Genomic DNA, 16,513 nt, shown 5'->3' with positions numbered 1-16,513 from the left:
AAAAATAGTTCTATATTATTCCAATGTTCTAATCTAACTATACACGAAGCACCGGCATTTTCAATTTATTTTGAACATTCTTAAGAAAATCCTATCAGAAATTGAAGTCAGAATCATGCCCACAACCTGTTCCAACGTGTGTCCTTCGAATCGTTCTTTTTACATCGATAGGCAACTTTGGTAGAATCAAAAGTATATGAGTTGAAATTGAAGAAGAGGTGGGGAGAAACTTTGGCAAATAAAGAAAAATCAGGCCGATTGTTTTGGACGCTGTTCAAATCAACGTTTGTGCTGAGCGCATTCACATTCGGCGGCGGCTACGTGATCGTGCCGTTGATGCAAAAGAAATTCGTGGAAGAACTCAAGTGGATCGAGGCGGACGAGATGCTGGATCTGGTCGCTTTGGGGCAGTCCGCTCCGGGTGCGATCGCCGTCAATACGTCCATTCTGATCGGCTACCGGATGGCGGGATTTTTTGGGGCATTGGTGACGGTTTTCGGGACAGTTACGCCGCCGCTTATCATCATCACGCTCATTTCCTATTTTTACATGAATTTCCGTGAAAATCCGATTGTGGATGCTTTGATGATCGGGATGCAGGCCGGTGTGGCTGCGGTCATCGTCAATGTCGTCATCGGCATGGTCAGTGGCGTCGTCAAACAACGGGACATCATCAACACCTTGTTGTTGATTTCAGCATTCATAGCTTCTTACTTTTTTGATGTCCACGTAGTCCTGATCATTTTCCTGGCCGGGCTGATCGGTTTCATCAACTTGAGCTACCGCGCGAAGATGGGGGTGGGCAAATGATCTATCTTCAATTATTCTGGTCTTTTTTCCAGATCGGCTTATTCACGATCGGCGGGGGCTATGCTTCCTTGCCGCTGATTCGGGATGAAATCGTCACGAATCAGGGCTGGCTCACGATGCAGGAATACACGGACATCATCACGATATCGCAGATCACCCCGGGTCCGATCGCCATCAATTCGGCGACTTTCGTCGGGACAAAAGTGGGTGGTTTCGCCGGCGCAATTGTCGCGACACTCGGTACGGTCACGCCTTCGATCATCCTTTCGCTGATTCTGGCATGGGCCTACTACAAGTACCGCGACATCAAAATCATGCAGGGAATCCTCGGCGGGCTCCGTCCGGCAGTCGTGGCTTTGATTGCTGCGGCTGGACTGGTGCTCTTTGTGGCAGCCTTATTCCAATCCGGCGGGACAGCCATCGGTGGGATCACCATCAATTTCCTGGCGGTGGCAATCTTCCTTGCGGCACTGTACGCGCTCCGGACCACTAAAATCGATTCGATCTGGCTGATACTCGTATCGGGAGCCGTGAGCATCCTCTTCCATTTATTCAGCTGACAGGGTGTATAATGAAAAAATAGCACATTCACTTCGTCAAGAAAGGAACTTGTCATGACGTCAAACCATACAGGTAAAGAGCTTCAGTCTAAAAAGAATCTGCCTAAGAAGTGGCACGGCCTGAAGCCATCACGTTTCGCAAAGTACCGCAGTTGGATCAACAGCGGCAGCCCAGGGATCTGCGGAACGTATTGCAGCGCCGTGCTGGTACATGATGCGGTTCTGCAGAAATACAAGCATTCCCTTGATAAAGATACGTTGCTGGCAGGTTTGCTGACGGTCGTTGACGAATTTCTGCCCTACAAAGGCACCTTCTTCTGGGATGTGCAGCACGGCCTGAAAGTCTTGCTGGCGGACATTCCGGATTGGACCGTGAAATCGGGCCTCATCACGGAAAAAATCGTTCCGGCGTTGTTGGATCGCCCGGTTCCGGTTCCCGTCATAGTGGGAACGACGCGTCTATTCAACAGCAAGTACAAGAACCATTGGGTGGTCGTCTATGCTTACGGCTACAACGAAGACGGCAAGCTTTTCTATAAAGCTTACGATAACCATGGCCGCTACCAGGCCATTTTGCCGGCATCGCAGACGATCGGGTGTGTTTGGTTGGAAGAAAGAAAAAATAATTGAGAATACTATAGATAGTAACGGAGGAACAAAATGAGGGAATATGATTTTATCGCCATCGGAGGCGGCAGCGGCGGCATCGCAACGATGAACCGTGCATCAGAATATGGTGCCAAAACCGCTGTTATTGAAGGGAAATTATTGGGGGGAACCTGCGTAAACATCGGTTGCGTACCGAAAAAAATCATGTGGTATGCGTCCCAAATATCCGAGGCGATCCACAAATACGGACCGGATTATGGGTTCGATATAGGCGCGCACAAAATCGACTTCCCGACCTTATTGAAGAACCGGGATGCCTACGTCGAACGCTCCCGCAACTCCTATCAAGCCGGATTCGAACGCCGCAATGTCGATGTGATCGAAGGCTTCGCCAAATTCGTCGACAACCATACCGTTGAAGTGAACGGGGAGCTGATCCGCTCCAAGCACATCCTGATTGCGACCGGCGCAAAACCGATCCGTCCACGGATTCCTGGAGCAAAGCTCGGCGACGTATCAGATACGTTCTTCGAATGGACAGAATTACCGGAAAAAGTCGCTGTCGTCGGTGCGGGTTACATTGCCATCGAATTGGCCGGCGTGCTGCATAATTTGGGCGTGGATACACATCTGTATGTCCGTTACGACACGCCATTGCGCAAATACGATGACAGCATCATCGAAGGCTTGATGCAGGAAATTGAAAAAGACGGTCCGACGCTGCACACACATGCTGTCTCAAAAGCAGTCGAAAAGAATGCAGACGGTACTTTGACGCTGCATCTTGAGGACGGCAGATCGGAAATTTTCGATAAAATCATCTGGGCGATCGGCCGGACCGCCAACATAGACGGTTTAAACATCGAAGCGACGGATGTGAAAGTCAGCGACAAAAAATTCATCATCGTCGACGAGTACGAGAATAGCTCAGTTGACGGCATCTACGCGGTAGGGGACGTAACCGGCAAAAACATGCTGACGCCTGTTGCGATTGCAGCCGGACGCAGACTGTCGGAACGCCTATTCAACAACAAGCCGAATGAAAAGTTGGACTACGACAACATCCCAACCGTGATCTTCAGCCACCCTCCAATCGGCAGCATCGGATTGAGCGAAAAAGACGCCATAGAGAAGTTTGGCGCCGATCAGGTGAAAGTATACAAGTCCACTTTTGCATCGATGTACACGGCCGTTACAGCCCATCGTCAGCTTGTGAAGATGAAACTGGTCTGTGTAGGAGAAAACGAGAAAGTAGTCGGACTCCACGGAATCGGCTATGGCGTCGATGAAATGATCCAAGGCTTTGCGGTTGCCATCAAAATGGGCGCCACCAAAGCCGACTTCGACAACACCGTAGCCATCCATCCGACTGGCGCGGAAGAATTCGTGACTATGAGATAGAGAGCGAGATGAATCCCGGGTAGAAATCGAGCATTAAGAGGACTAGCACAAAGCGGCCACTTTTTGGTCGCTTGACCTAGTCAGCTTAGAAGGAGATTTCTGGGATTCAGAACGCGTTTGATAGAGCATGATTATTCGCATGTGAGATAGACAAAGAAAAGAAACTATTTGAGCGCCTCTTCAACGGTGCCGCTCAAATGGTTTCTTTTTCTACTCTTCAGCCAATGTCTCGAATTCATTTTTGTAGTACTGATAAAATTCGTCCCAATTTTCCGAAGGACCGGGATTAACGGCATATCCATCCAGAATAGCAATGATGTTTTCCAGGCAAGCGTGCCAGCCGGCGATATCCTGGGGTGTATGCGGGGTAACCTCGACGATGTCTTCGCTGAGCTTCTGAGCAGTTTGCCCTAAGCAGTCCCGGACAATTCAAAACGCATAATGTTTGTGTCCCATGTAAAGGCGAGGCTTGATGGTTCGGAAACTTTAAGTAACGTCATCTCTTCGTAGGACCCGTTTCCGAAGTCGAATCTGATTTTTCCGTCGGGCTTCAACTGTTCGATTTCCAGTTGTGGGAACCATTTTTGCAGCTGCTCATTGACCGTAAGCATCCGCCAGACGGATTCGATCGGGTGGGGGATTATTCTGTTGAATTCGGCGATTATTGACTCATTTTGTTTTTTTTGATTGTTGCGTACATTCTTTCAATCCTTTCCGGAGGTGTGACGTGTGTATCCATTTAACTGATACCAGACTGAGGCGTCTACTCTCAGTTCTTGGTTTTGCCGGCAATTTGGATATTCAGGCAAAAAAATAAATCCGGATTGCTCAAAGTTCAAGAATGCGAAAAGCAATCACGGATCCTGCGCGTATATTATCTTTGAACACAAATATGGAGGTGATCATTATGGCGTACAAAGAGCGGACGAAACCGAAGCTTTTGAAAACTTATGAAGTATTGTCTTCACGGATGGATTTGACAAGCGAAGATTACGATTATTTTCTCGAGCTAAAAAACGAATACGAAGGGAAAAAGCGATTTGATGAATTGATTGAAAAGTTCAATACTGCGGGCACTACGGAACAAGAGTAATGTAAAACTGCAATTAAAACCAGCATTTCGGATTTCCGTTTGTTGTTTCCGAATGAACCAATAACCTCGTCCCTCGTCAAAAAGAAAACCCCGCCACGACCATAAGTCGCGACGGGGTTTTCCACTTATATTTATTATTCTTTGATTTGGTTCACTTTTTTGTCATATCCGACAGCACGTAAGATTGCTTTCATAATCTCTACGAATGGGATAACTGACAATGCAGCTGCTACAACGATCATCCATTGTTGGCCAGTCATGTCGTAGATGCCGAAGATTCTGTTCAATCCAGGTGTGAATGCCACCATCAGCATCAATGCTAACGACAGCAAGATTGCATAGTTGAACATTTTATTGCCGAACGGGTTGACCGAGAACAATGATTTGAATACTGATTTACAGTTGAAGGCATGCGACAATTGGATGAATCCTAATGTCAAGAAGGCCATAGCTTCACCGATGTGCAGTTCAAAGCCATAGTAACCAGTTGCCAACCAGAATACGAACAAGGTGATCCCACCTTCATAGATACCTTGGTAGATCATGCTGGCGAATACGCCGTTCGAGAAGAAGTTGGAAGAACGGCCACGAGGCGCTTGTTCCATAACATCTTTCTCAGCTTCTTCCAAACCTAAAGCGATAGCAGGGAATACGTCAGTAACCAAGTTGATCCACAATAAGTGGATTGGCTCAAGGATCTGCCATCCCAAAACAGTTGCGATGAACAATGTTAATACTTCACCCAAGTTAGCGGAAAGCAAGTATTGAACCGCTTTTTGGATGTTTGCGAAAACTTTACGTCCTTCTTCAACCGCGTGAACGATTGTTGCGAAGTTATCATCAGCCAATACCATATCGGAAGCGCCTTTAGATACTTCCGTACCTGTGATACCCATACCGATACCGATGTCAGCTTGTTTCAATGAAGGAGCATCGTTTACACCGTCACCAGTCATGGCAACAACTTTACCTTGATCTTGCCAAGCTTTAACGATACGTACTTTGTGCTCAGGAGAAACACGAGCGTATACAGAGTAGTTTTGAACCGTGCGCAAGAAATCATCATCAGAGATATCATTCAATTCAGCACCCGTGATGACTGCTTTAGCAGAAGAGTTCTCATTCAAAATACCTAAACGCGTTGCGATAGCAGATGCAGTGTCTCTGTGGTCACCAGTGATCATGACTGTACGGATACCCGCTTTTTGGGCTTGAGCGATTGCTTCTTTTGCTTCCGGACGCTCTGGGTCGATCATACCGATCAGACCGGCAAAGACTAAGTCCGTTTCGACTGCTTCAGTCGTCATTTTTGCAGGTACAGCAGCGACGTTTTTGAATGCCATCGCCAATACGCGCAATGCTTGGATAGCCAAGCTGTGGTTTGTGTCCAGGATTGCGTTTCTGTCAGCTTCTGTGATTGGTGAAATGACGCCAGCTTTGATGATGTGCGTGCAACGTTTCAACAATTCATCAGGAGCACCTTTTGTAGCGATCATGAATTGGTTGCCTTCAGGGTGGATCGTTGACATCAATTTACGATCGGATTCAAAAGGAACCTCAGCAACACGCGGCATGTCAACCAATTTAGCGGAAAGGTCAAAACCTTTTTCCAAACCATATTGAACCATTGCTGTTTCAGTAGGGTCACCGATCAATGATTTGTCATGAGCAATTTTTGTGTCATTCGCCAAGTTCATGATCTTCATGACAGGCAATTCCAAGTCGATGTTTTCATCGGCATCGTGGACTTGGCCATCGTAGTAAACTTTTTCGATCGTCATTTTGTTTTGAGTCAATGTACCGGTTTTGTCGGAACAGATGACTTCAGTACCACCCAATGTTTCAACAGCAGGTAATTTGCGGACAAGCGCATTTCTGCTTGCCATTTTTTGCGTACCCAATGCCAAGATGATTGTCGTGATGGCGGGCAAACCTTCAGGAATAGCGGCAACGGCTACGGAGATGGAAACCATCAACATATCCAACCAAGGACGGCCATTGAAACCGAAGCCGATGATGAACATCAATACAGCGATGACCAAAATCAGAATAGTCAAAGATTTACCCATTTGATCTTGGTTGATCTGTAATGGGGTTTTCTTCTCTTCAGCGTTTTGCAGCATGTTCGCGATATGTCCGACTTCTGTGTTCATCCCTGTAAGGACGACGACACCTTCAGCGCGGCCATAAGTTACGTTTGTACTTGAGAACGCCATGTTCTTGCGGTCACCCAAAGCAGCATCGGTTTCAACGTCGCGCAAGTCTTTTTCGACCGGTACAGACTCACCAGTCAAGGCAGCTTCTTCAACTTTAAGCGAATTTACATCGTAAAGGCGGATATCTGCAGGAACAACATCTCCGGCTTCCAAAACGATGATGTCACCAGGCACAAGTAATTCGGACTTGACTTGGATGACTTCTCCGCCACGTTTTACGTTAGCGAGTGGTGAAGCCATTTTCTTCAAAGCTTCGATCGCTTCTTCTGCCTTGTTTTCTTGGAAGACACCTAGGAATGCGTTGATGATAACAACAGCTAAGATGATGATAGCATCAGCGATTTCATGACCGATAGTACCAGATATGATAGCTGCAGCCAATAGAACGAGAATCATGAAGTCCTTGAATTGATCCAAGAATTTTTGTAAAGTGGTGCGTTTTTCACCTGCTTCTAGTACGTTCTCGCCATACTCAGCCAATCTCTTCGCGGCTTCCTCGTTAGTAAGTCCACCTCTGGTCGAATTAAGTTCTGCTAAGACTTCCTCTTCCGTTTGCGCGAAGAACGCTTTATTCAGTTGTTCTTTTGACACAGTATTTCCCCTCTCTTGACCTGAATGTAGTAGTGTTAAAATGAAAAGAGACCTATGCATAAAATTGTCTTTCAGACAACACTGTATGCATAAGTCTCACTATTTAAGGTAACACCAGCAGATAGGATTACTCTACTTATTGTTGACATTACCACAGCCTTGTACTGCTAGTTACTCCCCTATGGAGATATTCAGTTTAACACTCGAATTTATTATATCGACAAAATCATGTAATCGCAACAATTTATTACCGAAAACGAAAACAATTAAAAAAATGGACACATTTCCGATCAATCGGAAATGCGCCCAGTCATATTAAAGCAATGCCAAAATGATGAAGTTGGCCAAGAATAAAGCCGAAGAGAACCACACGATCGGGTGGATTTCGTACGACTTTCCTTTTACGACTTTCACGATGCAGTAGAAGAAGAAGCCGGCTGCGATACCGTAGGAAATGCTGTAAGAAAGACCCATGAAGATGGATGCGAAGAAAGCAGGGATCGCATCTTCCAGATCATGCCAGTTGATTTCTGTGAATGATCCCATCATCAAAATACCGACGAGGATCAAAGCAGGAGCTGTTGCAGCAGCGGGAACAACACCGATCAGCGGTGCGAAGAATGCGCTGATGATGAACATGCCGGCAACAACAACCGCAGTCAAACCAGTACGTCCGCCAGCACCGATACCGGCAGCACTCTCAACGTAAGTAGTAGTATTGGATGTACCGAAGATCGAACCGATTACCGTACCGACTGAATCGGCGAACAAAGCTTTATCCATTTTCGAACTGAATCCGGATCCTTCTTCAAGCGCTTTTTCATCTTCTGCAGAGAAGATACCAGTACGACGGCCAGTTCCGATGAATGTACCGATTGTGTCGAAAGTATCGGAAAGGCTGAATGCGAAGATGGTCATCAATACTAATGGCAGTTGGGAAACATCGGAGAACAAGGACAAAAGACCTTCTGAACCGAATGCAGCACCGAATGTTACCCCTAATTCGGAAATAGCTGTTGCAAGCGAGTTTGCTTGCAGGCTTGCTGTTGAAATATCAACAACACCCATCGGGATACCCAAAAGAGTAGTGGCAACGATACCGATAAGGATGGCGCCGCGGACATTTTTGACCATCAGTACAGCTGTAATGACCAAACCAATCAAAGCCAATAATGCAGGCATTTGCGTGAAATTAACCAAGGCAGGGACGATGCCGCCGCCAGTTATGACTGATCCTACTCCGCCAGTGAAAGTCTCAGCTGTTGCGTCATAAGGAGCGCCGTTGATTGCAGTGATGGAGCCAGCGTCGGAAGTGAATTCCAAGAAGCCGGCGTTTTTGATCCCGATATAAGCGATGAAGATGCCGATACCGCCGCTGATTGCGTGCTGCAGGCTTTCAGGGATCGATTTGATGATCATTTTTCTGATTTTTGTTACTGTGATCAGAACGTTGACCATCCCACAGATGAATACCATGGCCAAAGCTTGTTGCCAAGTGAAACCAAGTGAGAAGACGACAGTGAAAGTGAAGAAGGCGTTCAAGCCCATACCCGGTGCCAAAGCATAAGGTACGTTTGCGAAAAGGCCCATCACCAAAGTGCTGACTGCAGCGGAAATGATTGTTGCCAAGAAGACTGCTTGGCTAGGCATCCCAGATAAAGAAAGGATTGCCGGATTGACGAAAATGATATACGACATTGCGAAGAAAGTTGTGATCCCCGCAACAACTTCTGTGGAAACTGTTGTTCCGTGTTCTTTGAGTTTAAAGAAATTTTCCATTTTGAAAAGATCTCCCATCTGAATTTTTTTCGGCAGCGACAGGAAACAGTAACAATAAATGATTTCATATGCTTTCCTTGCTTACCACTCGACTATTATAACCAATCACACAAAAGCTTGCAATAAATAAGTGAATGATTTAATCAATTTATCACTTTAATGTTCGTGATTTGCTTGAATCGATAATGAAAGCGCATCAAAAATGCCGTCCCTACAACTTAACGTTAGCATTTCAGGAAATTAGGTGCTTTTTTTGGTGAATCTGCCTGAGCAGGAAAGTGGGTGATATGCTAAAATGATAAGGAGCGAAACAGTCTGAAAGTTAGAAGGTGATGATTGTGAAAGACGAAGTGTTTGTGGTGGGCGATGTCCATGGGGAGATCACCTTACTGAAGAAATTATTGGAAAAGTGGGACCGGGAGAAGCAACAGTTGATTTTTATCGGTGATTTGGGGGACCGCGGCGAAAATTCGAAAGCTTGTTTTCTGCTGGCGAAGGAGCTTGTGGAAAAACAAGGTGCGATCTATCTGAAGGGCAATCATGAGGGCATCCTGCTGAATTTCATCGCAAAGCCGGAGGAATTCGCAGGCAATTATTTCCTGAACGGCGGGTTGGGTTCCTTGGAAAGTTTCCTGCATGAGCACATCAACGAGGAGTATTCGCCTACCGAAATCGCGCTGATGATGAAACACTATTACAAGGATCTGCTCGCTTTTTTGACCGAGCTTCCTTTGTACTACGAATGGGAACAGTACGTTTTTGTCCATGCCGGTGTTGATCTGAGCAAAAAAGATTGGCACGACAGCACCGAGGAGGACTTTCTCTGGATCCGCGAACCATTCCACAAAAAGAAGAACCGCACCGGGAAAACAATCGTATTCGGGCATACCCCGACCTTTTACCTGCATGGTGACAATGACCGTTCGGATCTTTGGATTTCGGACGACAAAATCGGCATCGATGGCGGAGCCGTCTACGGCGGTTCGCTGCATGGCGTTGTGTTTGACAAAAACGGTCTGAAAGAGGACCATATTATAAAGAAATGATGAAGTTGCCGAAAGGGCAGTTTTATTTTGAAAGGCAGGAGTATTGAATAACATGACAGAAACAGCACAACAAATCGTTTTGGACTTGGTGAAAGCCGAACTTAACCAATTCAGACCCGCACAGATCGAAAAAGTACTGCAACTATTGGAAGAGGGCAATACCGTCCCGTTCATCGCACGCTACCGGAAGGAAGTTACGGGCTCGCTTGATGAGGTAGAAATCCGCCAAATCGAAGAGCGCCACCAGTACGCTACGAACCTGCACAAGCGCAAGGAAGAAGTCATCCGCATCATCGAGGAACAAGGCAAGCTGACGCCGAAGCTCAAAGCGGATATCGAACGCGCCGAAAAGATGCAACGCGTCGAAGACCTGTACCGTCCCTATAAACAGAAGCGCCGCACGAAAGCCGCAATCGCCCGCGAAAAAGGACTGGCTCCGTTTGCCGAGTGGCTATTAAGCGGTCCAATGAACGGATCCGTAGAGACGAAAGCCAAGGAATTCCTTAATGAAGAAATGGAACTTTCTACTATAGAAGACGTTTTGGCAGGAGCCCATGAAATCATCGCCGAAATCGTCAGCGACGAGCCAGCGTACCGCGAACACATCCGCGAGTTCACGCGCAAAAACGGCCAGGTCGTCAGCACGGTGAAGGATGCCGAAAGCGATGAGAAGGGTGTCTTCGAGATGTACTATGATTTTTCCCAGGGTGTGGCCACGGCCGTACCGCACCGCATCCTGGCCATGAACCGCGGCGAAAAAACCGGCATCCTGAAGGTTTCAATCGCGGTCGATGAGGAGAAAATCTTCGCTTACTTGGCGAAAAAGGTAGTGAAGAACCCGAACAGCATTGCCGCATCATACGTGAAAGCCGCCTATGAAGACAGCTACCGCCGTTTCATCGGACCGGCTATCGAACGCGAACTGCGCAATGAATTGACTGAAGCCGCCGACGCGCAAGCGATCGATGTATTCGGCGACAACCTGCGCAACCTGTTGCTGCAGCCGCCTTTGAAAGGCAAAGTGGTGCTTGGTTTGGATCCGGCTTACCGTACCGGCTGCAAGTTGGCGATCGTCGATGCGACCGGTAAAGTATTGGCGAAGAGCGTTATTTATCCGCACAAACCAGCCAACCAGGAAAAACGCGCTGCTGCCGGTCCGGCTTTCCGCAAAATGCTTCAGGACTACAAAGTCGAAATGGTCGCCATCGGGAACGGAACCGCTAGCCGCGAATCCGAACTGTTCGTATCCGAGCAGATCAAGCAAGTGCCGAATACGGTCTACTACGCTATCGTCAATGAAGCGGGCGCTTCGGTTTATTCCGCCAGCGATATCGCCCGCGAAGAATTTCCTGATTTCCAGGTCGAAGAACGAAGTGCCGTCAGCATCGCGCGCCGCCTGCAGGATCCGTTGGCCGAATTGGTGAAGATCGATCCGAAATCGGTCGGCGTCGGCCAATACCAGCATGACGTTTCCCAAAAACAGTTGGGCGAACGCTTGGACTTCGTCGTCGAAACCGCCGTGAACCAAGTCGGCGTCAACCTGAACACGGCCAGTGCGCCATTGCTGCAGCACGTTGCCGGCCTGAACAAAACCATCGCCAACAACATTGTCACTTTACGTGAAGAGAATGGCGCCTTCGACAGCCGCCAACAATTGAAGAAAGTGCCGCGTCTCGGCCCGAAAGCTTTCGAACAATCGGTCGGCTTCATGCGCATCGCCGGGGGCAAGAACATCCTTGACAACACCGATATTCATCCCGAATCCTATCCGGCCGCCAAAGAAGTGCTGGCACTGGCTGGGCTTAGCCTGAAGGACATCGGAACCGAACAAGCCCGCGAAGCGCTGGGAGCGTTGGATCGCACCAAAGCCCGCGAAGCAACCGGACTCGGTAAGGAAACGCTGCAGGACATCATCGCCGGTTTGACGAAACCGGGCCGCGATCCGCGCGATGACATCGCCCAACCATTGCTGCGCCAGGATGTTCTCTCGATGGAAGACCTGAAGCCGGGCATGGAACTGCAAGGGACCGTCCGCAACGTCGTCGACTTCGGCGCCTTCGTCGATATCGGCGTCAAACAGGACGGCATGGTCCACATCTCCAAACTCAGCAACCGCTTCGTCAAGCACCCTTCCGATGTGGTCGCGGTCGGCGATATCGTGACCGTTTGGGTCGATCATGTCGACACGAACAAAGGCCGCGTTGCCCTGACGATGCTGCCACAAAAATAATGAGGAACAAATAGATGAACGAACAAGAACTGCAACGGTTGGTGGAACACATTTCGATTACCATTTTCCGGAAACCGTTCCGCCACCGCGCCAGTTTTAACCGCCGCCTCAAGACGACAGGCGGGCGCTACCACCTGGGAAGCCACGATTTGGATTTCAATCCGTTGGTGCTGGAGTTGCACGGAATGGAAGAACTGGAGAAGGTTGTCAAACACGAACTCTGCCACTACCACTTGCATCTGGAAGGCCGGGGCTACCAGCATCGGGATGCCGATTTCCTGAACTTGCTGAAGGCGAGCGGGGGGAGCCGGTTCGTAAAGGACCTGCGCCAGGCTGGAATTGTTGCGCCGCCGAAATGGCTTTACAGTTGCAGTGCCTGCGGACAGATGTATCCGAGGAAAAGAAGGATCGATCTGAAGAAGTATGTCTGCGGTAAGTGCAAGGGGAAGCTGAAGATAACGGGTTAACTTTGCGGCAAGCAGGATTCAATGGCACATAAAAAGATGGGACCGCGATCAATAATTGATTGGGGTCCCATCTTTTTTGTTCCATAACTAGGAAACAATAAGATTGCGTTCCGCAATCCAAACCACTTCTGAAAACAATATTTCTTCTAGTATAATGAAAATGGAAAGCGGTACAAATTCGATATACTAAGTGGTGTTCCCGAACCCGTCTAGGAAACTGAATGATTTATCCTTTCGAGATAAACCGACTATGCCTTGAGCATGAATATAAAATTACTTTGTAATTCCAAAAGGATAAATCCGCTGCTTTCTAATATTTCAATTAGGAGAGGATTCTAATGGAAGTAATGGTGATTCATTGCTGTGGATTGGATGTTCATCAAAAATCTATCACAGCCTGTGTGCTCGTTGGAAAACTTACTTCAAGTCGTCCCAAAAAGACCCAAAAAACATTTGGCACAACCACTTTTGACCTACGGTCTCTTTCCGAATGGCTGAAAGAGCTGGAAGTGTCGCATGTGCTGATGGAAAGTACAGGACAGTATTGGAAACCAGTCTGGAACATATTGGAACCCGAAGATTTTCACCTGATTTTAGCCAACCCACAACACATAAAAAATGTACCTGGAAGAAAAACAGATATGAAAGATGCGGAGTGGATAGCGCTATTAGGTCGCTGTGGCTTGGTTAATGCCAGCTACGTTCCTGATAAAGAAACACAGGAATTGCGTTATTTAACAAGGCAGCGGTCTTCAGTAAAGCAAGAAAAAACGAAGCGCGTTAATGAAATCCATAATATTTTGCAGAGAGCCAATATAAAGTTGACCAGCTATTTGTCCAATATCTTTGGAAAAACAGGTAAGGCTCTTTTGACTTTGTTTATCAATGGTGAAAAAATTACTGAAGAAGTAGTTGCAAGAGAAATCCACGGAAAAGTCAAAGCGAGTATAGCAGAGCTCGTTAGAGCGATGGATGGTTGTTTAAGCAAATGTGATCGGGCTTTTTTAAACTTGCATCTTCAGACAATCCTTCGCTTAGAGGAAGAGATTTCAGAGCTAAACCAACTAATTGATGAATACACTGAAAAATTTTCAGATGTATATCTCCGGCTCATAGAAATCCCTGGAATTAGTAAACTAACAGCAGAAGTTATACTCGCTGAAATAGGTTGTACAGTGAATGCTTTTCAAACAGCAGAGAATCTAGCTTCTTGGGCAGGCTTATGTCCAGGTAATTACGAAAGCGCAGGCATAAAGAAGCGATCGAATGCCACGAAAGGAAATAAATATTTGAAAGTAGCGCTGTGTCGAGCGGGAATCAGCGCCGGACGTTCAAAATCCGGAACCTTTCATTCGTTCTTCGTGAAGCTATCTCAACGTATGCCGAAGGCAAAGGCCGCTGTTGCAACAGCGCATAAATTATTAAGGATTGTCTATGTTCTTCTAAAGACGGGACAAAGATATGACGAGTTAATTATAAACAAAGAAAAAGGATCTATAACCACGGGAATGGCATAGATCCAAGCTTTCATACTATTTTCAAAAAATTATACCATGAGAGTGTTTTTTTGTCTTTTTTTAGGGACTGTTTGTATGTGTCAATCTTTTCTATGCAAAGTTCAGAAACCTTACTTGTAGTGCCAATTTGAAATTGTTTTAATATTGTCCCTGAAGCTTTGGCGCGCGTCGCTTGCCCTTCCCTCCGGGAATACAGTGAATCAAAAAGCGTAATTCACTGTATTCCCGGAGGATTTGAAGAAAATTCTGATTAACTCGCAAATATTTTCTTCATCATTCCCATGCTGCAGGTCGCGTTCATCGCTGGTATACCAGCCTGTCTAGCGGGTGTCCTCTCTCTGCCAGAATGTTTCTTTAACGCATTTCTGACTGCGAATTTCAGTTTTACCGCTAAACTTTCCGGAACGGTACGTACTGGCTCCGTTAACGCTTTTTCTAGGGTTCCCATCTTCTTACCTTCAATGATGGAGACCATCGCCCGAGCGCCATCATGGCTCCAGTATTTCCCATTACCTTTCATTCGGTAGCTGTAAGGTCGATGATTACTTTCACAGCTTCCAATTCCCCGGATTCCTTTGCAGGATTCGATTTCTCTTAACGGACGAAGATACGCCCAGTTTCTTTCTAGGTAGGCTGCCAAAAGTCGTAACTCCTCTTTTTGATCTTTCTCCTGTTCTAGCGAGATTTTACTTTCAATCGTATCCAACACAATCGCAATCGAATCCCAATCATAGGACCATAGGGCCTTTTTCAGCGGCAGTTCCATCTCTGGACACCAAGAAAGACGGCTCTTAATCTTTTTGTGAACGTGATAGCGATCCACCTGATGGATATGTTCCTTACACACACCAATTGCCATGGCACAGTCCTCTGCCCGATAACCTGAGCCACCATCGGTGTTCGAAATGACTACCGTATTTTTGAGATCGTAATGACTCCCTAAATAAATCGCTGCTTTCTCCCATGCATCTTTCGCTGATTTCAACGATGACACAAATATCGGATTTTTCAGTTTCTTTCTTTTCCCGCTTGTTGTGACGCCTTCTGCTATTTGGACTCGGTGGATCTCTTCTTTTCTTTTCCCCTTGCCTTTAATGACGATCCCATCGCCTTCTACCAAGAGAAAAGGTACTTCTTTCTGTTCTTCGGGTAAGGCCACTTCGTATTCTTCTAAGTTTTGTTTCTCCCACTGCGCTTGCTTTTCTCCTACCGATTTCACAATATTGCCCACTGTTCCATGGCTCATGCTGAACGAAGTCAGTTTAGTGACGGCTTCGGCCACACCGCGGTAGACGCTGCCAGTCACAAGTTCGGCCACTTGCTTTTGTAAAAGGGTAGAGTAGCGCTCGCTTTTATTGAAGCCACAGATGTTATCCAGTGGGAAAAAGCTCTTTTCACCTTTCTTCTTTAAACGTCTACGCATAAACTCGACTGTACCGAATGTGAAAGTAATCGTGCGTGAATCCCTGTTGGCGATACGCCATCCTTCCGCTTTAAACGGAACGTACAACTCGCTATCCAAGGCCTCTAAGGCCTCCTTCATGAGTTGACTTACAAGATCTGAGAAATAAGCCTGAAGCGTAGTTTCTGCATCAAGCACATGATTTGAATCCTTTATTATGTGGTGAATTTCTGCTATAATTTTTTCCATGAAGACCTTCCTCTACACTAAATTGGCTACCAACCTTTAGTTGTATTGTAAGGTCTTCTTTTTGACTATTTCAACAAAAGAATAGTTTTGCATAGAAAAATTATACACTTAGGGACTGTTTTCATATAAAAGTATAAATTTTTTCGAATTGAAAAGTGCGTCACCATAGGTGTTTCACAGATTTGCAACATGTTTCATGCAATCAAATTTGATGGCCAGCTTCACGGGTAAGCCCTTCGGAAAAAAGAATAAGGAACCTCTTGTCTCTGCGAGCCAAGACATACTGTTCGACTAATCTGCTGACGCAGAAAGTCTCTCAGCAATTGCGCTTTACGATGCTCATTTGCATGGGAGTCTTAGGGATTCATCCCTTAGACTCCCAGTATAAGGTGACCGCAGGGAACGTTGTGAGGCCAGATTTCCTAAATTTCTTTCAGGGCTGAACGAACCCGTTCAGCTTTTCTCAACATAAAGCTGAATAATTAGATAATGATTACTTTTTCATGGTTTCGATTTTCAGATTGTAGAAATCGACGAAATCCT

13 protein-coding genes are annotated in these 16,513 nt (G+C 46.6%); 9 read left to right on the top strand and 4 right to left on the bottom strand.

The window, feature by feature from the left end:
* Positions 1 to 231 precede the first annotated feature (231 nt).
* From ACKPBX_RS02990 to gorA, 4 genes are read left to right on the top strand one after another with little or no spacing between them, the layout of a single operon-like run.
* Positions 232 to 810, top strand: a complete 579-nt coding sequence (locus ACKPBX_RS02990; RefSeq protein WP_119093437.1) for a chromate transporter — start codon at positions 232 to 234, stop codon at positions 808 to 810.
* Complete coding sequence (locus ACKPBX_RS02985; RefSeq protein WP_319995947.1) at positions 807 to 1,370, top strand: chromate transporter; 564 nt, start codon at positions 807 to 809, stop codon at positions 1,368 to 1,370. Before ACKPBX_RS02990 ends, ACKPBX_RS02985 begins: the two co-directional genes overlap by 4 nt.
* A gap of 54 nt (positions 1,371 to 1,424) precedes the next feature.
* A complete protein-coding gene (locus ACKPBX_RS02980; RefSeq protein WP_319995946.1) occupies positions 1,425 to 2,000 on the top strand; it encodes a dihydrolipoamide dehydrogenase in 576 nt (191 codons plus the stop codon).
* A gap of 30 nt (positions 2,001 to 2,030) precedes the next feature.
* Positions 2,031 to 3,380, top strand: coding sequence for a glutathione-disulfide reductase (gene gorA, locus ACKPBX_RS02975; RefSeq protein ID WP_319995945.1), 1,350 nt, complete (start codon positions 2,031 to 2,033; stop codon positions 3,378 to 3,380).
* A gap of 410 nt (positions 3,381 to 3,790) precedes the next feature.
* Here gorA and ACKPBX_RS02970 read toward each other — a convergent pair whose 3' ends face one another.
* Positions 3,791 to 3,991, bottom strand: coding sequence for an SRPBCC domain-containing protein (locus ACKPBX_RS02970; RefSeq protein WP_319995944.1), 201 nt, complete (start codon positions 3,989 to 3,991; stop codon positions 3,791 to 3,793).
* A 296-nt stretch (positions 3,992 to 4,287) separates the two neighbouring features.
* Between ACKPBX_RS02970 and ACKPBX_RS02965 the strand changes: the two genes are divergently transcribed.
* Positions 4,288 to 4,473, top strand: a complete 186-nt coding sequence (locus tag ACKPBX_RS02965) for a hypothetical protein (RefSeq protein ID WP_119093441.1) — start codon at positions 4,288 to 4,290, stop codon at positions 4,471 to 4,473.
* Between the two features lie 134 nt (positions 4,474 to 4,607).
* Here ACKPBX_RS02965 and ACKPBX_RS02960 read toward each other — a convergent pair whose 3' ends face one another.
* Together ACKPBX_RS02960 and ACKPBX_RS02955 are read right to left on the bottom strand one after the other, a co-directional pair.
* Positions 4,608 to 7,280: a cation-translocating P-type ATPase gene (locus ACKPBX_RS02960; RefSeq protein ID WP_319995943.1), complete on the bottom strand. Its 2,673-nt coding sequence runs from the start codon at positions 7,278 to 7,280 to the stop codon at positions 4,608 to 4,610.
* A 315-nt stretch (positions 7,281 to 7,595) separates the two neighbouring features.
* Entirely contained in the window at positions 7,596 to 9,059 is a 1,464-nt protein-coding gene (locus ACKPBX_RS02955) for an NCS2 family permease (protein ID WP_119093443.1), read from the bottom strand.
* A 332-nt stretch (positions 9,060 to 9,391) separates the two neighbouring features.
* Here ACKPBX_RS02955 and ACKPBX_RS02950 point away from each other — a divergent pair, with 332 nt between their 5' ends.
* The 4 genes from ACKPBX_RS02950 to ACKPBX_RS02935 all read left to right on the top strand — a co-directional run bounded on the left by ACKPBX_RS02950 (position 9,392) and on the right by ACKPBX_RS02935 (position 14,319).
* Positions 9,392 to 10,105, top strand: coding sequence for a metallophosphoesterase family protein (locus ACKPBX_RS02950; protein WP_319996398.1), 714 nt, complete (start codon positions 9,392 to 9,394; stop codon positions 10,103 to 10,105).
* A 52-nt stretch (positions 10,106 to 10,157) separates the two neighbouring features.
* Complete coding sequence (locus tag ACKPBX_RS02945; protein WP_319995942.1) at positions 10,158 to 12,335, top strand: Tex family protein; 2,178 nt, start codon at positions 10,158 to 10,160, stop codon at positions 12,333 to 12,335.
* A 14-nt stretch (positions 12,336 to 12,349) separates the two neighbouring features.
* Positions 12,350 to 12,802, top strand: coding sequence for a SprT family protein (locus ACKPBX_RS02940; RefSeq protein ID WP_119093446.1), 453 nt, complete (start codon positions 12,350 to 12,352; stop codon positions 12,800 to 12,802).
* Between the two features lie 338 nt (positions 12,803 to 13,140).
* Positions 13,141 to 14,319 (top strand): IS110 family RNA-guided transposase, encoded by a 1,179-nt coding sequence (locus ACKPBX_RS02935; RefSeq protein ID WP_233436825.1) that lies wholly within the window; start codon positions 13,141 to 13,143, stop codon positions 14,317 to 14,319.
* A gap of 250 nt (positions 14,320 to 14,569) precedes the next feature.
* On the opposite strand, the gene ACKPBX_RS02930 is transcribed toward ACKPBX_RS02935, so the two are convergent.
* The gene (locus ACKPBX_RS02930; protein ID WP_319995042.1) at positions 14,570 to 15,970 is read right to left on the bottom strand and encodes an ISLre2 family transposase; all 1,401 of its coding nucleotides are present in this window, start codon (positions 15,968 to 15,970) and stop codon (positions 14,570 to 14,572) included.
* Positions 15,971 to 16,513: the final 543 nt, after the last annotated feature.

This window comes from Trichococcus shcherbakoviae, assembly GCF_963666195.1.
Lineage (GTDB): Bacteria > Bacillota > Bacilli > Lactobacillales > Aerococcaceae > Trichococcus > Trichococcus shcherbakoviae.
The sequence above is the reverse complement of the archived record's forward strand: the minus strand, read 5'-3'. Positions and strand labels throughout refer to the sequence as shown.